At 71.5% G+C, this 19433-nt stretch carries 17 protein-coding genes and 1 tRNA gene; 15 read left to right on the top strand and 3 right to left on the bottom strand.

Translation table 11 applies throughout. From position 1 onward, the window contains the following. Window positions 1-26: 26 nt before the first annotated feature. Window positions 27-1295, bottom strand: coding sequence for a PucR family transcriptional regulator (locus ACPPVT_RS13725; RefSeq protein ID WP_426561140.1), 1269 nt, complete (start codon window positions 1293-1295; stop codon window positions 27-29). Window positions 1296-1483: 188 nt separating this feature from the next. Between ACPPVT_RS13725 and ACPPVT_RS13720 the strand changes: the two genes are divergently transcribed. Further along, window positions 1484-2143: a hypothetical protein gene (locus tag ACPPVT_RS13720; protein ID WP_426561138.1), complete on the top strand. Its 660-nt coding sequence runs from the start codon at window positions 1484-1486 to the stop codon at window positions 2141-2143. Here the strand turns inward: ACPPVT_RS13720 and aceE are convergent. After that, the gene (gene aceE, locus ACPPVT_RS13715) at window positions 2140-4881 is read right to left on the bottom strand and encodes a pyruvate dehydrogenase (acetyl-transferring), homodimeric type (RefSeq protein WP_426561136.1); all 2742 of its coding nucleotides are present in this window, start codon (window positions 4879-4881) and stop codon (window positions 2140-2142) included. The two genes, ACPPVT_RS13720 and aceE, sit on opposite strands and share 4 nt — an antisense overlap. Before the next feature lie 145 nt (window positions 4882-5026). Between aceE and ACPPVT_RS13710 the strand changes: the two genes are divergently transcribed. Then, window positions 5027-5449 (top strand): YjbQ family protein, encoded by a 423-nt coding sequence (locus ACPPVT_RS13710; protein ID WP_426561134.1) that lies wholly within the window; start codon window positions 5027-5029, stop codon window positions 5447-5449. Between the two features lie 13 nt (window positions 5450-5462). On the opposite strand, the gene fdhD is transcribed toward ACPPVT_RS13710, so the two are convergent. Further along, the gene (gene fdhD / locus ACPPVT_RS13705) at window positions 5463-6302 is read right to left on the bottom strand and encodes a formate dehydrogenase accessory sulfurtransferase FdhD (protein ID WP_426561132.1); all 840 of its coding nucleotides are present in this window, start codon (window positions 6300-6302) and stop codon (window positions 5463-5465) included. A 253-nt stretch (window positions 6303-6555) separates the two neighbouring features. Between fdhD and ACPPVT_RS13700 the strand changes: the two genes are divergently transcribed. The 13 genes from ACPPVT_RS13700 (at window position 6556) to ACPPVT_RS13640 (ending at window position 19386) form a co-directional block, all read left to right on the top strand. Continuing rightward, complete coding sequence (locus tag ACPPVT_RS13700; RefSeq protein WP_426567157.1) at window positions 6556-6936, top strand: DUF3052 domain-containing protein; 381 nt, start codon at window positions 6556-6558, stop codon at window positions 6934-6936. 71 nt (window positions 6937-7007) lie between these two features. Further along, window positions 7008-7466 carry a peroxiredoxin gene (locus tag ACPPVT_RS13695; protein ID WP_426567156.1) on the top strand — a complete coding sequence of 153 codons (459 nt, stop codon included), beginning with the start codon at window positions 7008-7010 and terminating at the stop codon, window positions 7464-7466. Window positions 7467-7499: 33 nt separating this feature from the next. Next, window positions 7500-7575, top strand: a tRNA-Val gene (locus ACPPVT_RS13690). 149 nt (window positions 7576-7724) lie between these two features. Next, the gene (locus tag ACPPVT_RS13685) at window positions 7725-8912 is read left to right on the top strand and encodes a Nif3-like dinuclear metal center hexameric protein (RefSeq protein ID WP_426561130.1); all 1188 of its coding nucleotides are present in this window, start codon (window positions 7725-7727) and stop codon (window positions 8910-8912) included. After that, window positions 8873-9646, top strand: a complete 774-nt coding sequence (locus ACPPVT_RS13680) for a zinc ribbon domain-containing protein (protein WP_426561128.1) — start codon at window positions 8873-8875, stop codon at window positions 9644-9646. The genes ACPPVT_RS13685 and ACPPVT_RS13680 overlap by 40 nt, the downstream gene beginning before the upstream one ends. After that, on the top strand, window positions 9643-10815 hold the full coding sequence (locus ACPPVT_RS13675) for a bifunctional RNase H/acid phosphatase (protein ID WP_426561126.1): 1173 nt from the start codon (window positions 9643-9645) through the stop codon (window positions 10813-10815). The genes ACPPVT_RS13680 and ACPPVT_RS13675 overlap by 4 nt, the downstream gene beginning before the upstream one ends. A gap of 4 nt (window positions 10816-10819) precedes the next feature. Beyond that, the gene (locus tag ACPPVT_RS13670) at window positions 10820-11008 is read left to right on the top strand and encodes a DUF1737 domain-containing protein (protein WP_426561124.1); all 189 of its coding nucleotides are present in this window, start codon (window positions 10820-10822) and stop codon (window positions 11006-11008) included. Next, entirely contained in the window at window positions 11005-12192 is a 1188-nt protein-coding gene (locus ACPPVT_RS13665; RefSeq protein WP_426561122.1) for an O-succinylhomoserine sulfhydrylase, read from the top strand. Before ACPPVT_RS13670 ends, ACPPVT_RS13665 begins: the two co-directional genes overlap by 4 nt. Before the next feature lie 101 nt (window positions 12193-12293). After that, window positions 12294-13913, top strand: a complete 1620-nt coding sequence (locus tag ACPPVT_RS13660) for a methyl-accepting chemotaxis protein (protein WP_426561120.1) — start codon at window positions 12294-12296, stop codon at window positions 13911-13913. A gap of 73 nt (window positions 13914-13986) precedes the next feature. Then, window positions 13987-16143 (top strand): chemotaxis protein CheW, encoded by a 2157-nt coding sequence (locus tag ACPPVT_RS13655; RefSeq protein ID WP_426561118.1) that lies wholly within the window; start codon window positions 13987-13989, stop codon window positions 16141-16143. Then, entirely contained in the window at window positions 16140-16556 is a 417-nt protein-coding gene (locus ACPPVT_RS13650) for a chemotaxis protein CheW (RefSeq protein ID WP_426561116.1), read from the top strand. Before ACPPVT_RS13655 ends, ACPPVT_RS13650 begins: the two co-directional genes overlap by 4 nt. A 21-nt stretch (window positions 16557-16577) precedes the next feature. Beyond that, window positions 16578-18329, top strand: a complete 1752-nt coding sequence (locus tag ACPPVT_RS13645; RefSeq protein ID WP_426561114.1) for a methyl-accepting chemotaxis protein — start codon at window positions 16578-16580, stop codon at window positions 18327-18329. A gap of 154 nt (window positions 18330-18483) precedes the next feature. After that, complete coding sequence (locus tag ACPPVT_RS13640; protein ID WP_426561112.1) at window positions 18484-19386, top strand: hypothetical protein; 903 nt, start codon at window positions 18484-18486, stop codon at window positions 19384-19386. The last annotated feature ends 47 nt before the right edge of the window (window positions 19387-19433 follow it).

The following is a 19433-nucleotide window of genomic DNA, read 5'->3' as shown; positions in this document are numbered from 1 at the left end:
ATTTGGAGGTTTCCTACAAATGGCGATCACTGATGGCTCACCAGCGCGGTGTCGACCGGGTCACCCGGGCCGGCCTCCGGGCCGCCCGCGGACGTCGGTCGCCGGGTCGACCCGGACAGCCGGCCGAGGGCCAGCGCCATCCGGACGACGTAGGCGTCCCGCGGCTGCATCACGTCGTACCCGCACGTCTCGGCGGCCCGCCTCAGGCGGTAGCGCACGGTGTTCGGGTGCACGAACAGGATGCGGGCCGACGCCTCCAGCGACCCGCCCGCCTCGAGGTAGGTGCTCACCGTGTCCAGCAGACTGCCGCGGGCGTCCTGCAGTCGGCGGTAGACCCGGTCCACCAGCGCGCGACGGGCCGGGGTGTCGCCGGCCAGCACGCGCTCCGGCAGCAGGTCGTCGGCAAGCACCGGGCGCGGTGCCTCGGGCCAGGCTCGCGCCGCCACCAGGCCGGCCAGCGCCGCCCGGGCGGACCGACCCGCGGCGAACAGGTGCGGCACCGTGGGACCGACCACGACCGGGCCGTCGGCGAACGCCGCGGACAGGCCGTCGGCCGTGCCCAGCGGGTCGCTCACCCCGCCGAGGACGGCCACCAGGCGGCCGCCCTGAACCGCCGCGAGAGCATCGACGTGCAGCCGTTTTGCGTGCTGCCGCAAGGATTCCACGACCTCACCGGCAGATCCCGAAGCGGCCGCCCCGGCGACCACCACGACGTCCGTCTGCGCGTCCCAGCCGAGCGCTGCCGCGCGGGACTGCAGGGCGTCGTCCGCCTCACCGCGCAGCACGGCGTCCACCACCAGGGACTCCAGCCGCGCGTCCCAGGCACCGCGGGACTCAGCGGCCTGCGCGTAGACCTCAGCGGCAGCGAACGCGACCTCGCGCGAGTAGCGGAGCACGGCCACCCGCAGGGCCTGCTCCTCACCCGGGGCGGCGAGCTCGTCGACCTGATCCTCGACCACGTCGACCACTGTGCGCACCAGGTCGAGCGTCTGGCGCAGGGTGATCGCCCGGGTCAGCTCGCGCGGAGCGGTACCGAACACGTCGGCGGTGATCTCCAGCACGCCGCTGGGATCGCGGAACCAGGCGAGGAAGGCGCCGACGCCGGCCTGGGCCACCAGGCCGACCCACGATCGGTCCTGGGCGGACAGGGCGCGGTACCAGGGGAGCGTCGCTTCCATCCGCGATGTCGCGAGGCGGGCGAGCTCCGGCATGCCCTGCTCGATGCGCCGTCGGGTGCGGGCGCCGGCCACGCCCGCGGTGACGCTCGGGCGGGTGCTCGGCAGCGGCTCGCTCATCCCTGCAGGGTAATGCGTCTTTGTGGACGAAACACAATGGTCACGAGATGGTGACGACGTACGCCCAGGCGGGGGCGGCGGGAAGTACGGGGGCTGCCGATCGGGCGTTCCTGGGTTATCGTCACAGAGCGGATCGGTTGAGCATCTGCCGGATCCTCGGACCCTGACCGGGACGCTAGGAGGACGACGTGGGACTGCTGGACCGACTGCGAGAACGGATGCGGGGGGCTGCGGAGGTCACCGCCGGTGGAGTTGCCCCGACCCGCCTGAAGCGACGCCGGCTGGACGGGCCGGACTCCGACGACAACCAGGTCGCGCTGCGCGCGAGGCTGCACGATGACCCTAACGACTCCGTGGCCTTCGCCCAGCTGGCCGAGGTGGTGCGCCGCGAGGCCGCCGAGGGTCACGAGGACGAGGAACGTCGACCCCGGGCCGTCGCGGACGCTGAGTGGGCGCTCGCCGAAGAGCTGGCTCACAACTCGCGTGCTTGGTACCCGTTGATCGAGCTCGGTCGTCTGTCGCTGCGCGAGGACCTCGAGGGTGCCCAGCGTCGGCTCGGCATCGCGGTCGAGCGCGAGACGACCGGCAGGGCCCTCGAGGAGAGCCTGTCGATGCTGCGCCGCGAGGGCATGCCCGAGGTTGCTCTCGCCCTGGGAGTAGGCCACTGGCGCCCGCGCGAGCACGTGCCGGGCGCCGGTCGTGAGCTGGTCCAGGCTGCCGCCGAGGCGGGCCGGATCAGCGAGGCCCGCCGCCACCTCGACGCGCTGGCGGAGCACCCCGACGCCGACGTGGTCGACCTGCGCGACCAGCTCGACCAGCTCGCCGCCCGGCGTCCGGCCGCCCGCTAGGACTCTCCGCCCGCGTTGCCCGACGTCCCGGCGCTCACGTCGAGCAGCCGGTACTTCTCGGCGGCGACCTGCGGGGTGCGCTGGTCGATCTCGCCCCGGTTGGCCAACGCCTGCAGCGCGCGCACGGCCACCGACGGACCGTCGATGTGGAAGTGCCGCCGTGCCGCGGGCCGGGTGTCGGACAGCCCGAACCCGTCGGCGCCGAGCGTCGCGTACTCGCCGGGCACCCACTCGCGGATCTGGTCCGGCACGGCTCGCATGTAGTCGCTGACCCCGACCACGGGGCCCTGCCGGCGCCCGAGCTGCTGGGCGACGAACGGCACCCGCACCGGCTCCTGCGGAGCCAGGAACGACTGCTCGTCGCAGGCCAGGCCGTCGCGGCGCAGCTCGTTCCACGAGGTGACGCTCCACACGTCGGCGTCGACGCCGAAGTCCTGCCCGAGCAGCTCCTGCGCTTCGAGGGCCCAGGACATCGCGACGCCGGAGGCCAGCAGCTGCACCCTCGGGCGGCCGGAGTCCGGCTGACCCGAACGCAGCAGGTACATGCCCTTGAGCAAGGCGTCCACGTCGAGGTTGTCCGGCTCGGCCGGCTGCACGATCGGCTCGTTGTAGACCGTCAGGTAGTAGATGACGTTCTCCGGCGAGTCGCCGTACATCCGGCGCAGGCCGTCACGCACGATGTGGCCGATCTCGTACCCGTACGCCGGGTCGTAGGTGAGCACCGCGGGGTTGGTCGAGGCGAGCACCGGCGAGTGGCCGTCCGCGTGCTGCAGGCCTTCGCCGGTCAGCGTCGTGCGGCCTGCGGTTGCGCCGATCAGGAAGCCCCGGGCCATCTGGTCGGACGCCGCCCAGATGCTGTCCGCGGTGCGCTGGAACCCGAACATCGAGTAGAAGACGTAGACCGGGATCATCGGCTCGCCGTGCGTGGAGTACGACGACCCGGCCGCGGTGAAGGCAGCGACCGAGCCGGCCTCGTTGATCCCGACGTGCAGGATCTGGCCGGACGTGGACTCCTTGTACGCCAGCATCAGGTCGGCGTCCACGGACACGTAGTTCTGGCCGTGCGGGTTGTAGATCTTGGCCGTCGGGAAGAACGAGTCCATGCCGAAGGTGCGCGCCTCGTCCGGGATGATCGGCACGATCCGCGGGCCGAGGTCCTTGTCTCGCATCAGGTCGCGCAGCAGCCGGACGAACGCCATCGTGGTGGCGACCTCCTGCTTGCCCGAGCCCCGCTTGGCCACGTCGTAGGTGGTGTCCGGCGGCAGCGGGATGGTCTTGCCGTGCGAGCGCCGCTTCGGGATCGAACCGCCCAGCTTGGCACGACGCTCGAGCAGGTACTTGATCGCCTCGTCGTCGGCGCCCGGGTGGTAGAAGGGCAGCTTGTACGGGTCGGCCTCGAGCTGGGCGTCACTGATCGGGATGCGTAGGCTGTCGCGCAGCAGCTTCGCGTCGTCCAACGTGAGCTTCTTCATCTGGTGCGTCGCGTTGCGGCCGGCGAAGTGCGGGCCGAGCCCGTATCCCTTGATGGTCTGCGCCAGGACGACGGTCGGCTGGCCCGTGTGGTGCACGGCCGCCTCGTAGGCGGCGTACATCTTGCGGTAGTCGTGTCCGCCGCGCTTGAGCTTCCAGATGTCGTCGTCCGACAGGTGCTCGACCATCTTGCGGGTGCGAGGGTCGCGACCGAAGAAGTGCTCGCGGATGTACGCGCCGTCGTTGGCCCGGTAGGTCTGGTAGTCGCCGTCCGGGGTCGAGTTCATCAGGTGCACCAGGGCGCCGTCCCGGTCTGCGGCCAGCAGCGGGTCCCACTCGCGGCCCCAGGTCACCTTGACCACGTTCCAGCCGGCGCCGCGGAAGGACGCCTCGAGCTCCTGGATGATCTTGCCGTTGCCGCGCACCGGGCCGTCCAGGCGCTGCAGGTTGCAGTTGATGACGAACGTGAGGTTGTCGAGCTCCTCGAACGCGGCGACGTGCAGCAGGCCGCGGCTCTCCGGCTCGTCCATCTCGCCGTCACCGAGGAACGCCCACACCCGCTGCTGGCTGGTGTCCTTGATCCCGCGCCCGTGCAGGTACTTGTTGAACTGCGCCTGGTAGATGGCGTTCATCGGGCCCAGGCCCATGGACACGGTGGGGAACTGCCAGAAGTCCGGCATCAGCCGGGGGTGCGGGTAGGAGGGCATGCCGCCACCTGGGTGGCTGAGCTCCTGGCGGAAGCCGTCGAGCTGCTCCTCGGAGAGCCTGCCTTCGAGGTAGGCGCGCGCGTAGATCCCGGGGGAGGCGTGGCCCTGGATGTAGATCTGGTCACCGCCACCCTCGTGGTCGGTGCCCCGGAAGAAGTGGTTGAAGCCGACCTCGTACAGGGTCGCGCTCGAGGCGTAGCTGCTGATGTGGCCGCCGACGCCGATTCCCGGTCGCTGCGCGCGGTGCACGATGACTGCGGCGTTCCAGCGCAGCCAGGCGCGGTAGCGCCGCTCGACCTCCTCGTCGCCGGGGAACCACGGCTCGGCCTCGGGGCTGATCGTGTTGATGTAGTCGGTGGCCGTCAGGCTCGGCACGCCCACCTGCATCTCGCGCGCCCGTTCGAGCAGCTTGAGCATCAGGTAGCGCGTGCGGGTGCGGCCCTTGTCAGCCAGCACGCCGTCGAGCGAGTCGAGCCACTCCTGCGTCTCCTCCGGATCGATGTCCGGCAGCTGGCTCGGGATCCCGTTCAGGATGGGGCCGGCGCCCTCTGGACTGCTCACGGTGGTCCTCTCTCACGACCTGTTGACGACACCCATCCTGCCGCGCGTCGTTGTCGGCGTCACATCTACCCACCGGTAGTCCCGTGGACGGCCCTCCGCGCGGGCGCACGATCGAGCACCGACCCCGGCTGGCTAGGGTCGCAGCATGCAGAGCGTGGAGCTGATCGTGCGCACCGGCGACGCCCAACGGGTCGTGGACCTGACCTCACGGTGCGAGCGGTTCCTGGCGGACGTCGGTGCGGGCGACGGACTGCTGCACGTGTTCGTGCCGCACGCCACGGCCGGTGTCGCGGTGATCGAGACCGGCGCGGGCAGTGATGATGACCTGCTCGCCGCGCTGCAGCGGCTGCTGCCCTCGGATGGCCCGGACGGCAAGGGCTGGCGGCACCGCCACGGATCGCCCGGCCACGGCCGCGACCACGTGCTGCCCGCCATCGTGCCGCCCTACGCGACCGTGCCGGTCGTCGCGGGGTCGATGGCGCTGGGCACCTGGCAGAGCGTGGTGCTGGTGGACACCAACGTGGACAACCCCGACCGCACGGTGCGGCTCTCGTTCCTGACCGGCTGATCGACCGCGAGCGTCAACCGGAAAGCCCCAGCCGTTCGGCACCCGCGTAGACGGTCAGCCGCGGTGGCCGCAGGAAGCCCACCAGCGTCAGACCCGCTTCGCGGGCCAGCTGTACCGACAGGCTGGATGGTGCCGAGATCGCTGCGAGACAAGGGATTCCGGCCATCAGCGCCTTCTGCGCCAGCTCGAAGGAAGCGCGGCTGCTGACCACCAGCACGCAACCGGTCAGGGGCAGCAGGTGCTCGCGGGCCGCCCACCCGACGACCTTGTCTACAGCGTTGTGCCGGCCGACGTCCTCGCGGGCCACCAGCAGCTCGCCCTGCGCCGTGAACAACCCCGCCCCGTGCAGCCCGCCGGTTCTGGCGAACCCGGTTTGAGCTGACTCGAGCAGCTCGGGCATCGCGGCGAGCGCCTCCGGCGTCCATCGGGTCTGGTCGGCGGCGACGTCGTACGGCGAGCGCTGGCGCACGTCCTCGATGCTCGTCGTGCCGCACACCCCGCACGCGGACGTGGTCGTGAACGACCGTCGCAGCCCGAGGTCGGGCAGCCCAAGCCCGGGGCGGGTGGCCACGTCGACGACGTTGTAGGTCGGGCGGCCGTCCTGGTCCTCGTCGAGGCAGTGCATGAGCGTCTTCACGTCGTCGGCGCCGGTGACCAGACCTTCGCCGACGAGGAACCCGAGGGCCAGGTCGAAGTCGTCGCCCGGGGTGCGCATCGTGACGGTGAGCGGCGTGCCGTCCACTCGGATCTGCAGCGGCTCCTCGACGGCCAGGGTGTCGGCGCGGCGGACCACGCCGCCGTCCGGGCCCAGCGTGATGCGCTGCGCCGGTGTCCGCGAGGTGATCCGTCCCATCCGCTCAGCGTCGCACGATAGTGCCCTGCTGAGCACGAGATGCCGGGTCGGGCCGGTGTCGGAAACGACACGCCGGGCGGCCACCTGTGGACAGGCGCTTGCGCGATCCGGCGGGCTCTAGTGGACTACGGGCACGCGCGGGCGTGCCGCGCGGTCCGGCAGCCGTTGCCGGGCGGTCAGGGTCTTGGGCGAGGAGTGGGTAATCGTGAGTGCCACCGCGGACGACGCGGCCGACCGGGGGCTCGTCGGGCGACTGAGTCTGCAGCCGGGTCAGGTTGTGCAAGAGCTCGGATGGCACGAGGAGGTCGACGACGACATCCGCGTCGCCATCGAGGACGCGGTGGACTCGGACCTCCTGGACGAGGACGCCGACGAGGTGGCCGACGTGGTGCTGCTGTGGTGGAGCGACGAGGAGGGCGATCTCGTCGACGCCCTGGTCGACTCGTTGACCAATCTGGCCGAGCGCGGCTCCGTCGTGCTGCTCACGCCCAAGGCGGGCCGGGACGGGCACGTGCCACCTAGCGAGGTGGTCGAGGCCGCACTGGCCGCCGGTCTGCACGGCACCAGCACGTTCAGTGCGGGGCAGGACTGGAGCGCCACCCAGCTGGTGGCCCCGCGGTCCGGCCGCAAGTAGCGCTCCCGCACACTCGTCCAAACGCATCGTCCCGAGACTGCGTCGCCCCCGAGAGGACCCACATGACCGATCTGACCCTGACCGTCGGTGACCTGGCACCGGACTTCACCCTGAAGAGCCAGCACGGCGAGGCGGTCTCGCTGTCCGCCTTCCGCGGCGAGCGCGCCGTCCTGGTGGTTTTCTACCCGTTCGCGTTCAGCGGCACCTGCACCGGCGAGCTGTGTGCCCTGCGTGACGACCTGTCCGCGTTCCAGAACGACGACGTTCAGCTGCTGGCGGTCTCCTGCGACCCGGTGTTCTCGCTGAAGGCGTGGGCGGCCGACCAGGGCTATGAGTTCCCGTTGCTGTCCGACTTCTGGCCGCACGGCGCGGCGGCCACTGCCTATGGGGTCTTCGACACCGACGCCGGTCGCGCCACCCGCGGCACCTTCCTGGTCGACGTCGAGGGCAAGCTGGCCTGGAGCGTCGTGAACGGACCGGGGCAGGCCCGCGACCCCGACGCGTACCGTAAGGCGATCGCCGCCCTGTGACGGCGAGGCCGCTCGGCATCGTCCGAGCGGTTGGGGCCTGTAGCTCAGCTGGTAGAGCACCGCGTTTACACCGCGGGTGTCGTCGGTTCGAACCCGGCCGGGCCCACCATCGCACAACGCCGAAAGCAGAGAAGTGGGGCACCGAGGGGGCCTCGGGTGCCCAGGTTCTCTGCTTTCGGCTGCTCCGCCTTGGATGCGGGGTGATCCGCCGGGCCGCGTCCGCACCTGCAGGCCCGGGACCGACGGTAGGTTCCTGTCGTGAGCGATACCGAGGGGGCGCCGGTCCCGCAGCCGACCGTGGCTGACGTGCTGGCCGGCCTTGACGACCTGTACCCGACCGCCAGCGCGCAGGACTGGGACGCCGTCGGCCTGGTGTGTGGCGACCCGGATGGGCCGGTCCGCAAGATCCTGTTCGCCGTGGACCCGACGGCAGCCGTGGTGGACGAGGCGCTCGAGTGGGGTGCGGACCTGCTCGTAGTGCACCACCCGCTGCTGCTGCGACCGGTCAGCTCGGTGGCCGCGACGAGCGCCAAGGGCCGCATCGTGCACCGGCTGATCCGCGGCGGCTGCGCCCTCTACGTGGCGCACACTAACGCCGACATCGCGATGCCCGGCGTCAGCGACGCGCTGGCCCGGGTGCTGGGCCTGGACCACCTTGCCCCGCTGAGCCCGCAGCCGCTGGCGGAGCTGGACAAGATCGTGGTGTTCGTCCCCACCCAGGACGCCGAGACCCTGGTCGACGCGCTGGCTGCGGCCGGCGCCGGCGAGCTCGGCGACTACAGCCGCTGCGCGTGGACGTCGACCGGGATCGGCACCTTCACCCCGGGCGCGGGCGCCAGCCCGAGCGTCGGCCGGATCGGCGACGTCGAGACGCTGGACGAGACCCGCGTCGAGATGGTGCTGGCCCGACCACTGCGCACCGAGGTCGTGCAGGCGCTGCGCGACGCCCACCCGTACGAGGAGCCGGCGTTCGACGTCCTCGAGCTCGCCGACCAGGGGCACGGGACCGGCGTCGGCCGGGTCGGTTCGCTGGCCGAGCCGCTGACCCTCGACCAGTTCGCCCGGCTGGTGGCGACGGCGCTGCCGTTCACCGTGCAGGGCGTGCGGGTCAGCGGCGACAAGGACGCGATGGTGCAGCGGGTGGCCGTGGCCGGCGGTGCCGGCGACGACCTGTTCGCTGCCGTGCGAGCCAGCGGCGCGGACGTCTACCTGACCGCCGACCTGCGTCACCACCCGGCGTCCGAAGCCCGCGAGACGGCCGGTGACGGCAAGCCGTTCCTGGTCGACGTCTCGCACTGGGCGAGCGAGTGGCCGTGGCTGGCCGGCTGCGAGAGCAGGATCGTGGCGGCGCTCGGGGACGTGGGCAGTACGGTTGAGACCCGTGTGAGCACCACGCGCACCGATCCGTGGACCATGCACGTCCCGAGCCGAGGGAGCACACCCTGATCGCCCCGACGACCGACCAGTGGCGCCTGCTCGACATTCAGGGCGTCGACACCCGGATGCAGCAGATCGCGCACAGCGAGCGGACCCTGCCGGAGCACGCTGAGCTGGCCGAGCTCGAGCAGCAGGCAACGGTGCTGCGCGACGACCTCGTGCGCGCCCAGACCGCGGCCAGCGACACCAACCGCGAGTTCCTCAAGGCCGAGGCGGACGTCGAGCAGGTGCGCCAGCGCGCCGCCCGCGACCAGGCGCGGCTGGACTCCGGTCAGGGTGGCCACAAGGACCTGGAGTCCCTGCAGCACGAGCTCGCCACATTGGCTCGCAGGCAGAGCGACCTGGAGGACGTCGAGCTCGAGGTGATGGAGCGGCTCGAGGCGTTCAACACCGACGTCGACCGGCTCGGCACCGAGCAGGCTGCACTGCAGGAGAAGGTGGCCGTGGTGGTGGCCGCGCGCGACGCCAAGCTGGTGAAGCTGGCCGACGAGCGCGAGAGCCTGCAGCGCGACCGGGCCGGCATGGTGCTCGGGCTCGACGCGCCACTTCTGGCGCTCTACGAGAAGATCCGCGAGAGCAGCGGGGCGGGCGCGGCGATGCTGCGGGCCAGGCGCTGCGAGGGCTGCCGGCTCGAGCTCAACCCGCAGGAGCTGCAACGGATCCGAGCGGCCGCGGACGACGAGGTCGTACGCTGCGATGACTGCCGGCGGATCCTGGTGCGGACGGGCGAGTCCGGGCTGTGACCCGCCGCTTCGTCGTCGAGGCGGACGGCGGATCGCGCGGCAACCCTGGGCCGGCCGCCTACGGCGCGCTGGTCCGCGACGCCGAGACCGGCGAGGTGCTCGCGGAGCGGGCCGAGGCCATCGGCGTCGCGAGCAACAACGTCGCCGAGTACGGCGGACTGGTCGCAGGCCTCGAGGCAGCGGTCGCGCTCGACCCCGACTGTCGCATCGAGGTCCGGATGGACTCCAAGCTCGTGGTCGAGCAGATGTCTGGCCGGTGGAAGGTCAAGCACGAGGACATGCGTCGGCTGTTCGCCCAGGCGCGGCAGGTGGTCGACCCGGCGCGGGTCAGCTACGTCTGGGTCCCGCGCGAGCGGAACAAGGAGGCCGACCGGCTGGTCAACGAGGCGATGGACGACGCCGCGCGCGGGCTGCCGTGGCGCGGCAGCGGGCTGGAGGGCGGCGCGCCGGTCGCGGTCAAGACCGTCCCGCCCGTGCAGCCCGACGCCGTCGGCGGCCCGCCGATCCGCACCGGCCCCCCTGACGTCGGGACGGCCGCCACCCTGGTGCTGCTGCGCCACGGGGTGACGGCGCACACGGTGGACCGGCGGTTCAGCGGGTCCGGCGGCGAGGGCCCGGCGCTGACCGAGCTCGGCCGCGACCAGGCCGCCGCCGCGGCCGAAGTGCTGGTCGCGGTCGAGCCGTTCGACGCGGTGGTCGCCTCGCCCATGCTGCGGGCCCAGCAGACCGCCGAGGTCGTCGCCGCTCGGCTCGGCCTGGACGTACGCACCGAGCCGGCGTGGACCGAGTGCGAGTTCGGGGACTGGGAGGGCCTGACGACGGCCGAGGTGAGTGAGCGTTGGCCGCAGGAGTACCGAGCCTGGCTGGACTCGACCGCCGTCCCCCCGCCGGGCGGCGAGAGCTTCGACGAGCTGGACGGGCGGGTTCTGCGGGTGCGCGACCGGACGATCGCCCGTCATCCCCGCGGCCGGGTTCTGGTGGTCACGCACGCCGGACCCATCAAGACGTTGGCCCGCGAGGCGCTGGGTGCCGCGGCGACCGTGGTGTGGCGGATGGAGTCCAGCCCGGCCTCGCTCAGCACGACCCGTTGGTGGTCCGACGGCGGCTCCAGCCTCGTCTCGTTCAACGAGACGGGCCACCTGACCACCGCCGGGCTCGCCCTACGCTGACCCCATGACTGAGGTTTCCGTGGAGCGTCTGCGCTACCGGCTGCTGTCCGGTCCGGACGACCGCACCTTCTGCGAGCGCGTGAGCGCGGCACTGGCCGAGGGCTACGAGCTGTACGGCTCCCCGTCCATCACGTCGGTGGACGGGCGGGTTGTCGTTGCCCAGGCCGTTCTGCTGCCCGAGGGCACCCCGTGAGCCCCAGCGGGCACAACTGGCACGCCGACACCCTCGCCGTACGGGCCGGGTTGGACCGGTCCGGGTTCGACGAGACCTCCGAGGCGATCTACCTGACCTCGGGGTTCGTCTACGCGCGCGCCGCGGACGCCGAGGCGGCGTTCGCCGGGGAGGTGGACCGCTTCGTCTACTCCCGCTACGCGAACCCGACGGTCGCGGCGTTCGAGGAGCGGCTGCGACAGCTCGAGGGAGCACCTGCCTGCTACGCGACGGCGAGCGGGATGGCGGCGGTCTGGGTAGCGATGGCGGCCCTGGTGTCCGCGGGCGACCGGGTGGTGGCCGCGCGCAGCCTGTTCGGCTCGTGCTTCGTCATCCTGGACGAGATCCTGCCGCGCTTCGGGGTGCACACCGACTTCGTCGACGGCCACGACCTGGACCAGTGGCGCGAGGCCCTGGCCACCCCGGCGGCCGCGGTGTTCTTCGAGTCGCCGTCCAACCCGATGCAGGAGCTCATCGACGTCCAGGCGGTCTGCGACCTCGCCCACGCGGCGGGCGCGCAGGTGGTGGTCGACAACGTGTTCGCCACCCCGGTGCTGCAGCGCCCGCTCGAGCACGGTGCCGACATCGTGGTCTACTCCGCGACCAAGCACATCGACGGTCAGGGACGCACGCTCGGCGGGGCGGTCCTGGGTCCGCAGGACTTCATCGACGGCCCCGTGCAGACGATGATGCGGCACACCGGGCCATCGCTCAGCCCGTTCAACGCGTGGGTGCTGGTCAAGGGGCTGGAGACGTTGCGCATGCGCGTCGAGCACCAGACGGCGTCTGCGTTGGCGCTGGCCGAGCACCTCGAACGGCACCCCCGGATCAGCTGGGTGCGCTACCCGTTCCTGGACTCGCACCCGCAGCGCGAGCTGGCGGCGCGGCAGATGTCCGGCGGCGGCACGGTGGTCACGTTCGAGGTGGACGGCGGCAAGGACGCCGCCTTCACGCTGCTGGACGCCCTGACCTGCATCGACATCAGCAACAACCTCGGCGACGCGAAGTCGCTGATCACCCACCCGGCCACCACTACGCACCGCCGGCTCGGCCCCGAGGGCCGCGCCGCGGTCGGGATCACCGACGGCGTCGTCCGGCTGTCCGTCGGTCTGGAGGACGTGCGCGACCTGCGCGCCGACCTGGACGCCGCGCTCGCCGGGCTCTGACGTCGGGCAGGGGCCGCCGCCGACCCGGAGTCCTCAGGTCGTGCTGCGGCCGACCGATCGGGTGATCGACCACCATCTCCCGTTCGTGAGGACTGCCCGTCATGCGCTTGCTCGGTCTGAACCGTTCTGTCGGACGCCGGCTATTCGCAGCCTTCGGCGTGGTCTGCGCCCTGACGGCGGTGCTCGCGGCCACCGGTGTGTGGGGTCAGCAGGTCCAGGCGGCCAACCGTAAGGAGTCGTCGCGGGCGCAGGCCATGCGGGACCAGATCAACGACCTGCGCTACCTCGACGCCGACGTGAGCGGGTGGCAGGCCTACCTGTGGATGCACGCCCAGGTCGACGGCGGCCCCAAGGCGACCGAGCCGAGCGGCGAGACCGTCGCCGGGATCATGGCCGACAAGGCCGACGGCTCGCAGATCATCGAGGATCTGGCCAAGCTGCCGCTGACCGCGGCCGAGAAGGACACGCTGCAGAAGATCAGCGACCTGTGGGACGAGTACTTCGCGTCCACGGACAACATGATCGGGCTGCTGCGCGACGGCAGCCCGGCCGGCCTCAAGTCGGCCTACGACATGCTCAGCACGGGGGACCTCGACTCGCAGTGGTCGGACCTGCTGACCCAGACAGAGAAGCTCGACAGGTACGCCGACGCGAAGGTCGACGCGGTGGACCGAAAGGCCACGAACGACGCCGGCCTCGTGCGTCTGCTGGTGATCGTCTCCGCCGCCCTCGCCCTCGCACTGTCCGCGGTGGCAGGCCTGTTCGTGAGCCGCTCCATCGTGCGGCCGATCGCAAGGGTGAAGGACGTGCTCACCGCGATGGCCGAAGGCGACCTGACCGCACGGGCTGAGGTGGCCGGCCGGGACGAGGTCGCGCAGATGGCGGCGGCGTTGAACGAGGCTCAGGAGTCGGTGCGCGTGGTGGTGGCGGGCGTGGCGTCGTCCGCACTGGCGGTCTCGGCGTCGTCGGTGCAGCTGTCCTCGTCGGCTGAGGCCGTGACGGCCGGCGCGGAGGACGCGTCCGTGCAGGCTGGCGTCGTTGCGGCCGCCGCTGAGCAGGTGTCACGGAACGTACAGACGGTCGCGGCGGGCTCCGAGGAGATGGGCTCCTCGATCCGTGAGATCGCGGTGAGCGCGAACGAGGCGGCGCGCGTGGCGTCCTCAGCAGTGCAGGTGGTGGAGTCGACGAACGGGTCCGTGGCGGCATTGGGCGCCTCGAGCACGGAGATCGGGAACGTCGTCAAGGTGATCACCTCCATCGCGGAGCAGACGAACCTGTTGGCGTTGAACGCGACGATCGAAGCCGCTCGGGCGGGGGAGGCGGGCAAGGGTTTCGCCGTGGTGGCCGGCGAGGTCAAGGAGCTGGCTCGGGAGACCGCTCGAGCGACCGAGGACATCGCTCGGCGGGTCGAGGCCATCCAGGTGGACACCCAGGGCGCCGTGGTGGCCATGGCGCAGATCGGGTCGATCATCGGCCAGATCAACGACTACCAGTTGACGATCGCGTCCGCGGTGGAGGAGCAGACCGCGACCACCCAGGAGATGGCCCGCAACGTCGCCGAGGCGGCATCGGGCTCGGGGGAGATCGCGGTCAACATCACCGGCGTGGCCGCGGCCTCGGCGTCCACCACCGAGGCGGTGGGTCAGTCCCGGGTGGCGATCGAGGAGCTGTCGGCGATGGCTGCCCAGCTCCGCACCCAGATCGCCCGCTTCACCTACTGAACCAACTCAGTTCAACCCTCGCCCGGCCGATAGGCCGGGTAACGGATCCGACCCCGGCTTGCAGGAGTACCACGTGGATGACACGGACGAGATCGTCCAGGAGTTCCTGGTGGAGAGCCACGAGAACCTGGACCAGCTCGACCGGGACTTCGTGGAGCTCGAGCGTGATCCGGGCTCACGTGAGCTGCTCGCCAGCGTGTTCCGGACGATCCACACGATCAAGGGGACCAGTGGCTTCCTGGCCTTCTCTCGCCTGGAGTCGCTGACCCACGTCGGCGAGAACCTGCTGGCCCGGCTGCGTGACGGCAAGCTCACGATGACCGCGCCGATCGCCGACGTGCTGCTGGCCATGGTCGACGGCGTGCGCGAGCTGCTGGCTGCCATCGAGGCGGACGGCACCGAAGGCACCGTCGACGTGACTGCCGCAGTCGCCCGGATCCAGGTCGTGCTGGACGGCGGCGCCGCTGGGCTGGCTCCCGCCGCGCTGGCTCCCGCCGCGCTGGCTGTCGGACCGAAGCGCTCCATCGCCGAGTCCTCGATCCGGGTGGACGTCGACCTGTTGGACAGCCTGATGCGTCAGGTCGGCGAGCTCGTGCTCTGCCGCAACCAGATCGTCCGCCAGGCCGGACTGCAGGAGGACATCGACCTGGTCCGCGCGTCCCAGCGGCTCAACCTGATCGCCACCGAGCTGCAAGAAGGCGTCATGAAGACGCGCATGCAGCCCATCGACCATCTGTGGTCGAAGCTGCCGCGGGTGGTGCGCGACCTCGGTGCCCAGTGCGGCAAGCAGGTCCGCCTGGAGATGGTCGGTCGCGAGACCGAGCTGGACCGCACCCTTCTCGAGGCGGTCAAGGACCCGCTGACCCACCTGGTCCGCAACGCGGTCGACCACGGCCTGGAACCGGCCGAGCAGCGCACCGCCGCAGGCAAGCCGGCCGAAGGTGTGCTCACCCTTCGGGCCTTCCACGAGGGTGGCCAGGTCGTCGTCGAGGTGAACGACGACGGCGCTGGGATCGACCCAGAGCGGATCCGCGCCAACATGCAGGAGAAGGGGCTGCGCACCGCGGCCCAGCTCGACCGGCTCAGTGCGGTCGAGGTCCTGCAGCTGATCTTCACGCCCGGCTTCTCCACTGCGGCGGCTGTGACCAACGTGTCCGGTCGTGGCGTCGGCATGGACGTCGTGAAGACCAACATCGAGGCCATTGGCGGCACCATCGAGATCGAGTCGGTGCTCGGCCGCGGCACGACCTGCCGGCTGCGCATCCCACTCACGCTGGCCATCGTGTCCTCGCTGACCATCGAGTGCGCCGGCGACCGGTACGCGATCCCGCAGGTCAACCTCGCCGAGCTCGTGGCGCTGGACAGCCGGCAGGCCGCGGACCAGCTCGAACGGGTCGGCTCCGCGGAGGTCTTCCGGCTGCGCGGCATGCTGCTACCGATCGTGCGGCTCAGCGACGTCCTGGAGCTCGAGCCGGCCCGCGACGACGGCCAGCTGGTGATCGCGGTGCTGCAGACCGACGGCCGCCGGTTCGGGCTGCTGGTGGACCGCGTGCTGAACTCCGAGGAGATCGTGGTCAAGCCGCTGGCTGCGCGGTTGAAGTCCATCGGAATCTACTCGGGCGCAACGATTCTGGGGGACGGCGCCGTGGCGCTGATCCTCGACGTGCAGGCGCTGGCCAAGCGCCGCCTGCGCCAGGACGCGCTGGAGCGCGACCTCGCCGTACGCAGCGACGCGGACGTCACTGGTGCCGGCCACGACCAGGTGCTGCTCGCCGGCATCGGCGACGGACGCCAGGTGGCGATCCCGCTGGCGATGGTGACCCGGCTCGAGCAGGTCGCCGCCAACCGGGTCGAGCACGTCGGACGTCGCGAGGTCATCCAATACCGCGGCGGCATCCTGCCCACCATCCGGCTGGGTCAGCACCTGCACGCGTCGAACGTGCGGGCCGACGAGGACCTGACCGTCATCGTCTACAGCAGCGCGGGGCGCAGCGTGGCCTTCGTCGTGGAGGAGATCGTGGACATCGTGGATGGCGTGGACGTCAGCAGCAACATCGAGGACGACGGCCTGCTGGGCTCGGCGGTCGTGCGCGACCGGGTGATCGAGCTGCTCGACGTCCGCTCAGCCATCCAGGCAGCGGACCCGAACTTCTTCACCGCAGCCGACCAGGGCCCCGACCGCACCGGCGAGCCGAGTACCGGCGTCCTGACTGCGGCGGTGACGGCGTGAGCCGCCAGCTGGCCACGTTCACCCTCGACGGGCACACCCTCGGCATCCAGGTCGAGCAGGTGCAGGAGGTGCTGCGCAGCCAGTCCCGCACCCGGGTGCCGCTCGCGCCGCCGCAGGTCGCCGGTCTGGTGAACCTGCGCGGTCAGGTACTGACTGCCGTCGACCTGCGCGTTCCGCTCGGGCTGCCGCAACGCACCGAGGGCGAGCCGATGGTCGTCGTCGTGCAGATCGCCGGTGAGCCGGTCAGCCTGCTGGTCGACACCATCGGTGACGTCGTGGAGGTGGACGAGCAAGACTTCGAGCCCGCTCCGGACACCCTCCTCGGTGCCGAGCGTGAGCTGATCCTCGGCGCGTACAAGCTGCCCGGCCGTCTCGTTCTCGCCCTCGACGCCGACCGCGCCGTCGGCTTCTGACCACCCACCGGAGGAACGGTCATGGACGACCAGACGAGCACGCAGGGGCCGACGCGCCGCAAGCCGCTAGTCGGCGCCGCGGGTGCGGCCCGGCAGGTGGTCCGGCGCGGCGTCCGGGCCTCGGGCCGAGCGCTCGCCCTGGCACACCGGACGCCGCGGGCGCTGGCACGCAAGGGTTTCGGGCTGCGCACGAAGATCCTGGCCGTGGGCGGGGTGGGCGTGCTGTCCGCGGTTCTGGTCGGCGGCAGCGCGTTCGTCGCCCTCGGGGACCTGGCCTCGACGACCCAGCGGCTGCAGCGACTGCAGGCCCTGTCCAACCAGCTCCAGCAGGTGCGCTTCTCGAACGCTGACATCCTGGGCTGGCAGGCGTCCTACGCCTGGGACGCGCGCCGACGGACCCCGGCTGTGGCGGTGGACGACGCCAGCGAGAGCCGGGCCAACTACCTCAAGTCCGCCGCCTCGGTGCGCGCCACCCTGGCCAACATGCCGACCCGCGACATGACCGACGACGAGCGCGCCGCGTTCTCCCGGATGGGCGTGCTGTGGAACGAGTTCTTCGCCACCGACGACTCCGTCAAGACGCTGTACGGGCTCCGTGACGGCCAGTCTGTGGACACCGCCGAGGCCACGATCCTGGGGCCTGAGCGGGCGACGTACAGCCAGATCCTGCAAGCCACCAGCGACCTGGTGCAGTCGGTCTCGGACCGGGTTGCCAGGGAGGTCGCGCAGGCGAGTGCCGACGCGCGCCGGGCCAGGCTGGTGGTGGTGTTCGTGGTCAGCGCGGCCGGCCTGGTCGTCGCGGTCTCGGCGACCCTCATCTCCTCCGGCATCGTGCGCCGGGTCGGCCGGGTCCGCGACAACCTGGTCGCGATGGCCGACGGCGACCTGACGGCCCGCGCCCTCGTTGCCGGCGCCGACGAGGTCGGCCAGATGGCGGCCGCGCTGAACGAAGCCCAGGAGTCGGTGCGTGTCGTGGTGGCGCAGGTCGCCGAGTCCGTCGAGCAGGTGGCCTCCAACGCGACCGAGCTCGCATCGTCCGGCGAGGCCGTGACCACCGGCGCCCGGCGGGCGTCGGCTCAAGCGGAGATCGTCGCGGCGGCGGCCGAACAGGTGTCCCGCAACGTGCAGACGGTCGCGGCCGGCGCCGAGGAGATGGGTGCCTCCATCCTGGAGATCTCGGTCTCGGCCAACGAGGCGGCGCGGGTCGCCGCGCAGGCCGTCGAGGCCGTGGCCTCCACCACCTCCTCGGTGTCCAGGCTCGGCCTGAGCTCGACCGAGATCGGCAACGTGGTCAAGGTGATCACCTCGATCGCCCAGCAGACCAACCTGCTCGCGTTGAACGCCACCATCGAGGCGGCTCGGGCCGGCGAGGCGGGCAAGGGTTTCGCGGTCGTCGCGGGCGAGGTCAAGGAGCTGTCCCGCGAGACCGCCCGGGCGACCGAGGACATCGCGCGCCGGGTCGAGGCGATCCAGGCCGACACGTCGGCGGCGGTCAGCTCGGTCGAGCAGATCGGCGCCATCATCGCTTCGATCAACGACTATCAGCTGACGATTGCGTCGGCGGTGGAGGAGCAGACCGCGACAACGCACGAGATGAGTCGGAACGTGACGCAGGCGGCGTCGGGTTCGGGGGAGATCGCGGCGAACATCGGTGGGGTGGCGGCGGCGTCTGCCTCGACGACCGAGGCCGTCGGCATGTCGCGCCACGAGATCGAGGAGCTGTCCTCGATGGCCGCTCAGCTGCGTGCCCAGATCGCCCGCTTCACCTACTGACGCCGCTGCTGACCCGATCCGGCACTGACAGTGAGCCTTGCTGACGCAGAGCGCTCAGACTCTGTCGATCGGGTGGCCTGACGGCGATCCGCGTAGCGCCGGCACCGGACGCTGCGCGACCCTGAGGGCCACCGAAGACTGGGATGGACCGCCGATGGCCTACACGCTGGTAGGTGCGCCCGCACTGGGCTTCGACCTGGTGCGGACTCCGAGCGGCCCCAACGTCGCCGAGGTCGTGCTGGTCGCGCTCTCGGCGGACGCCAGCACCATGCAGGCCCTGGCCAACATGCACCCCGGTTCGTGCCGGCCGGCCTGCTGGGACCGCGCGACCGCGGCAGCCGCGACCTTGCCGCGAATGGCCTCGGTGCTCGGCGCCATGCCGACCGAGCTCGACCTCGCCGCCGCCGGGGAGCAGCTGGCCGGGCCGGACCTGCTGACCCGGCTCACCGGGGCTCCGCTGGGTGACCTGGCTTCGCTCGAGCAGCTGATCCGTCACGAAGTGCTGGACTGGACGTGGGAGGTCGTCCAGGAGGTGAGCCTGCAGCGGCTGCGTGACCGGATGGCCGCCGAGGTGCTGTGCGACGCCGCCGCCTCCGCGTTCTGCGCGACCGTTCTGGACGACGGGAGCCGCCGTCACCTCGCCGGACCGTTCCTGTCGGTCCTGCGTTCGGCGCCGCCCAGCTCGGCGGACGGCCTGGCTGAGGTCGGCACGCTCCTCGAGGGGCTGTCGACCTGGAACGAGGCCGAGCGGCGCGAGTGGCGCTCGGCCGTTGACCTGCTGCGATCCGGCACCGGCGGCTGGACCCAGGCGATGCACGACGCCGGCTGGGCTGCGCACCTGTCGGGTCGGACCCGGCTGGCGGCCGCCGCCCAGATGCGGGCGGTGCTGGCCTTCCGCAGCGCTGGTCTCACCTCGCTGGACGCGGCCGAAGGGTCCTGGAACGCGCTCAGCGGCGTCGTCCAGGCGATGGTGGTCAGCGACCTGCTCGGCGACGACCACCTGACCACCCTGGTGCGCCCCTGGCAGGTGGCGCGGGGTAGCCGACCCGGCTGCTGACCGAACCGACGGTCTTCTCAGATCCGCTGCCCCACTGCCGAACAGGC

It is taken from the genome of Angustibacter sp. McL0619 (assembly GCF_049994355.1).
Taxonomy (GTDB): domain Bacteria; phylum Actinomycetota; class Actinomycetes; order Actinomycetales; family Angustibacteraceae; genus Angustibacter.
The sequence above is the reverse complement of the archived record's forward strand: the minus strand, read 5'-3'. Positions and strand labels throughout refer to the sequence as shown.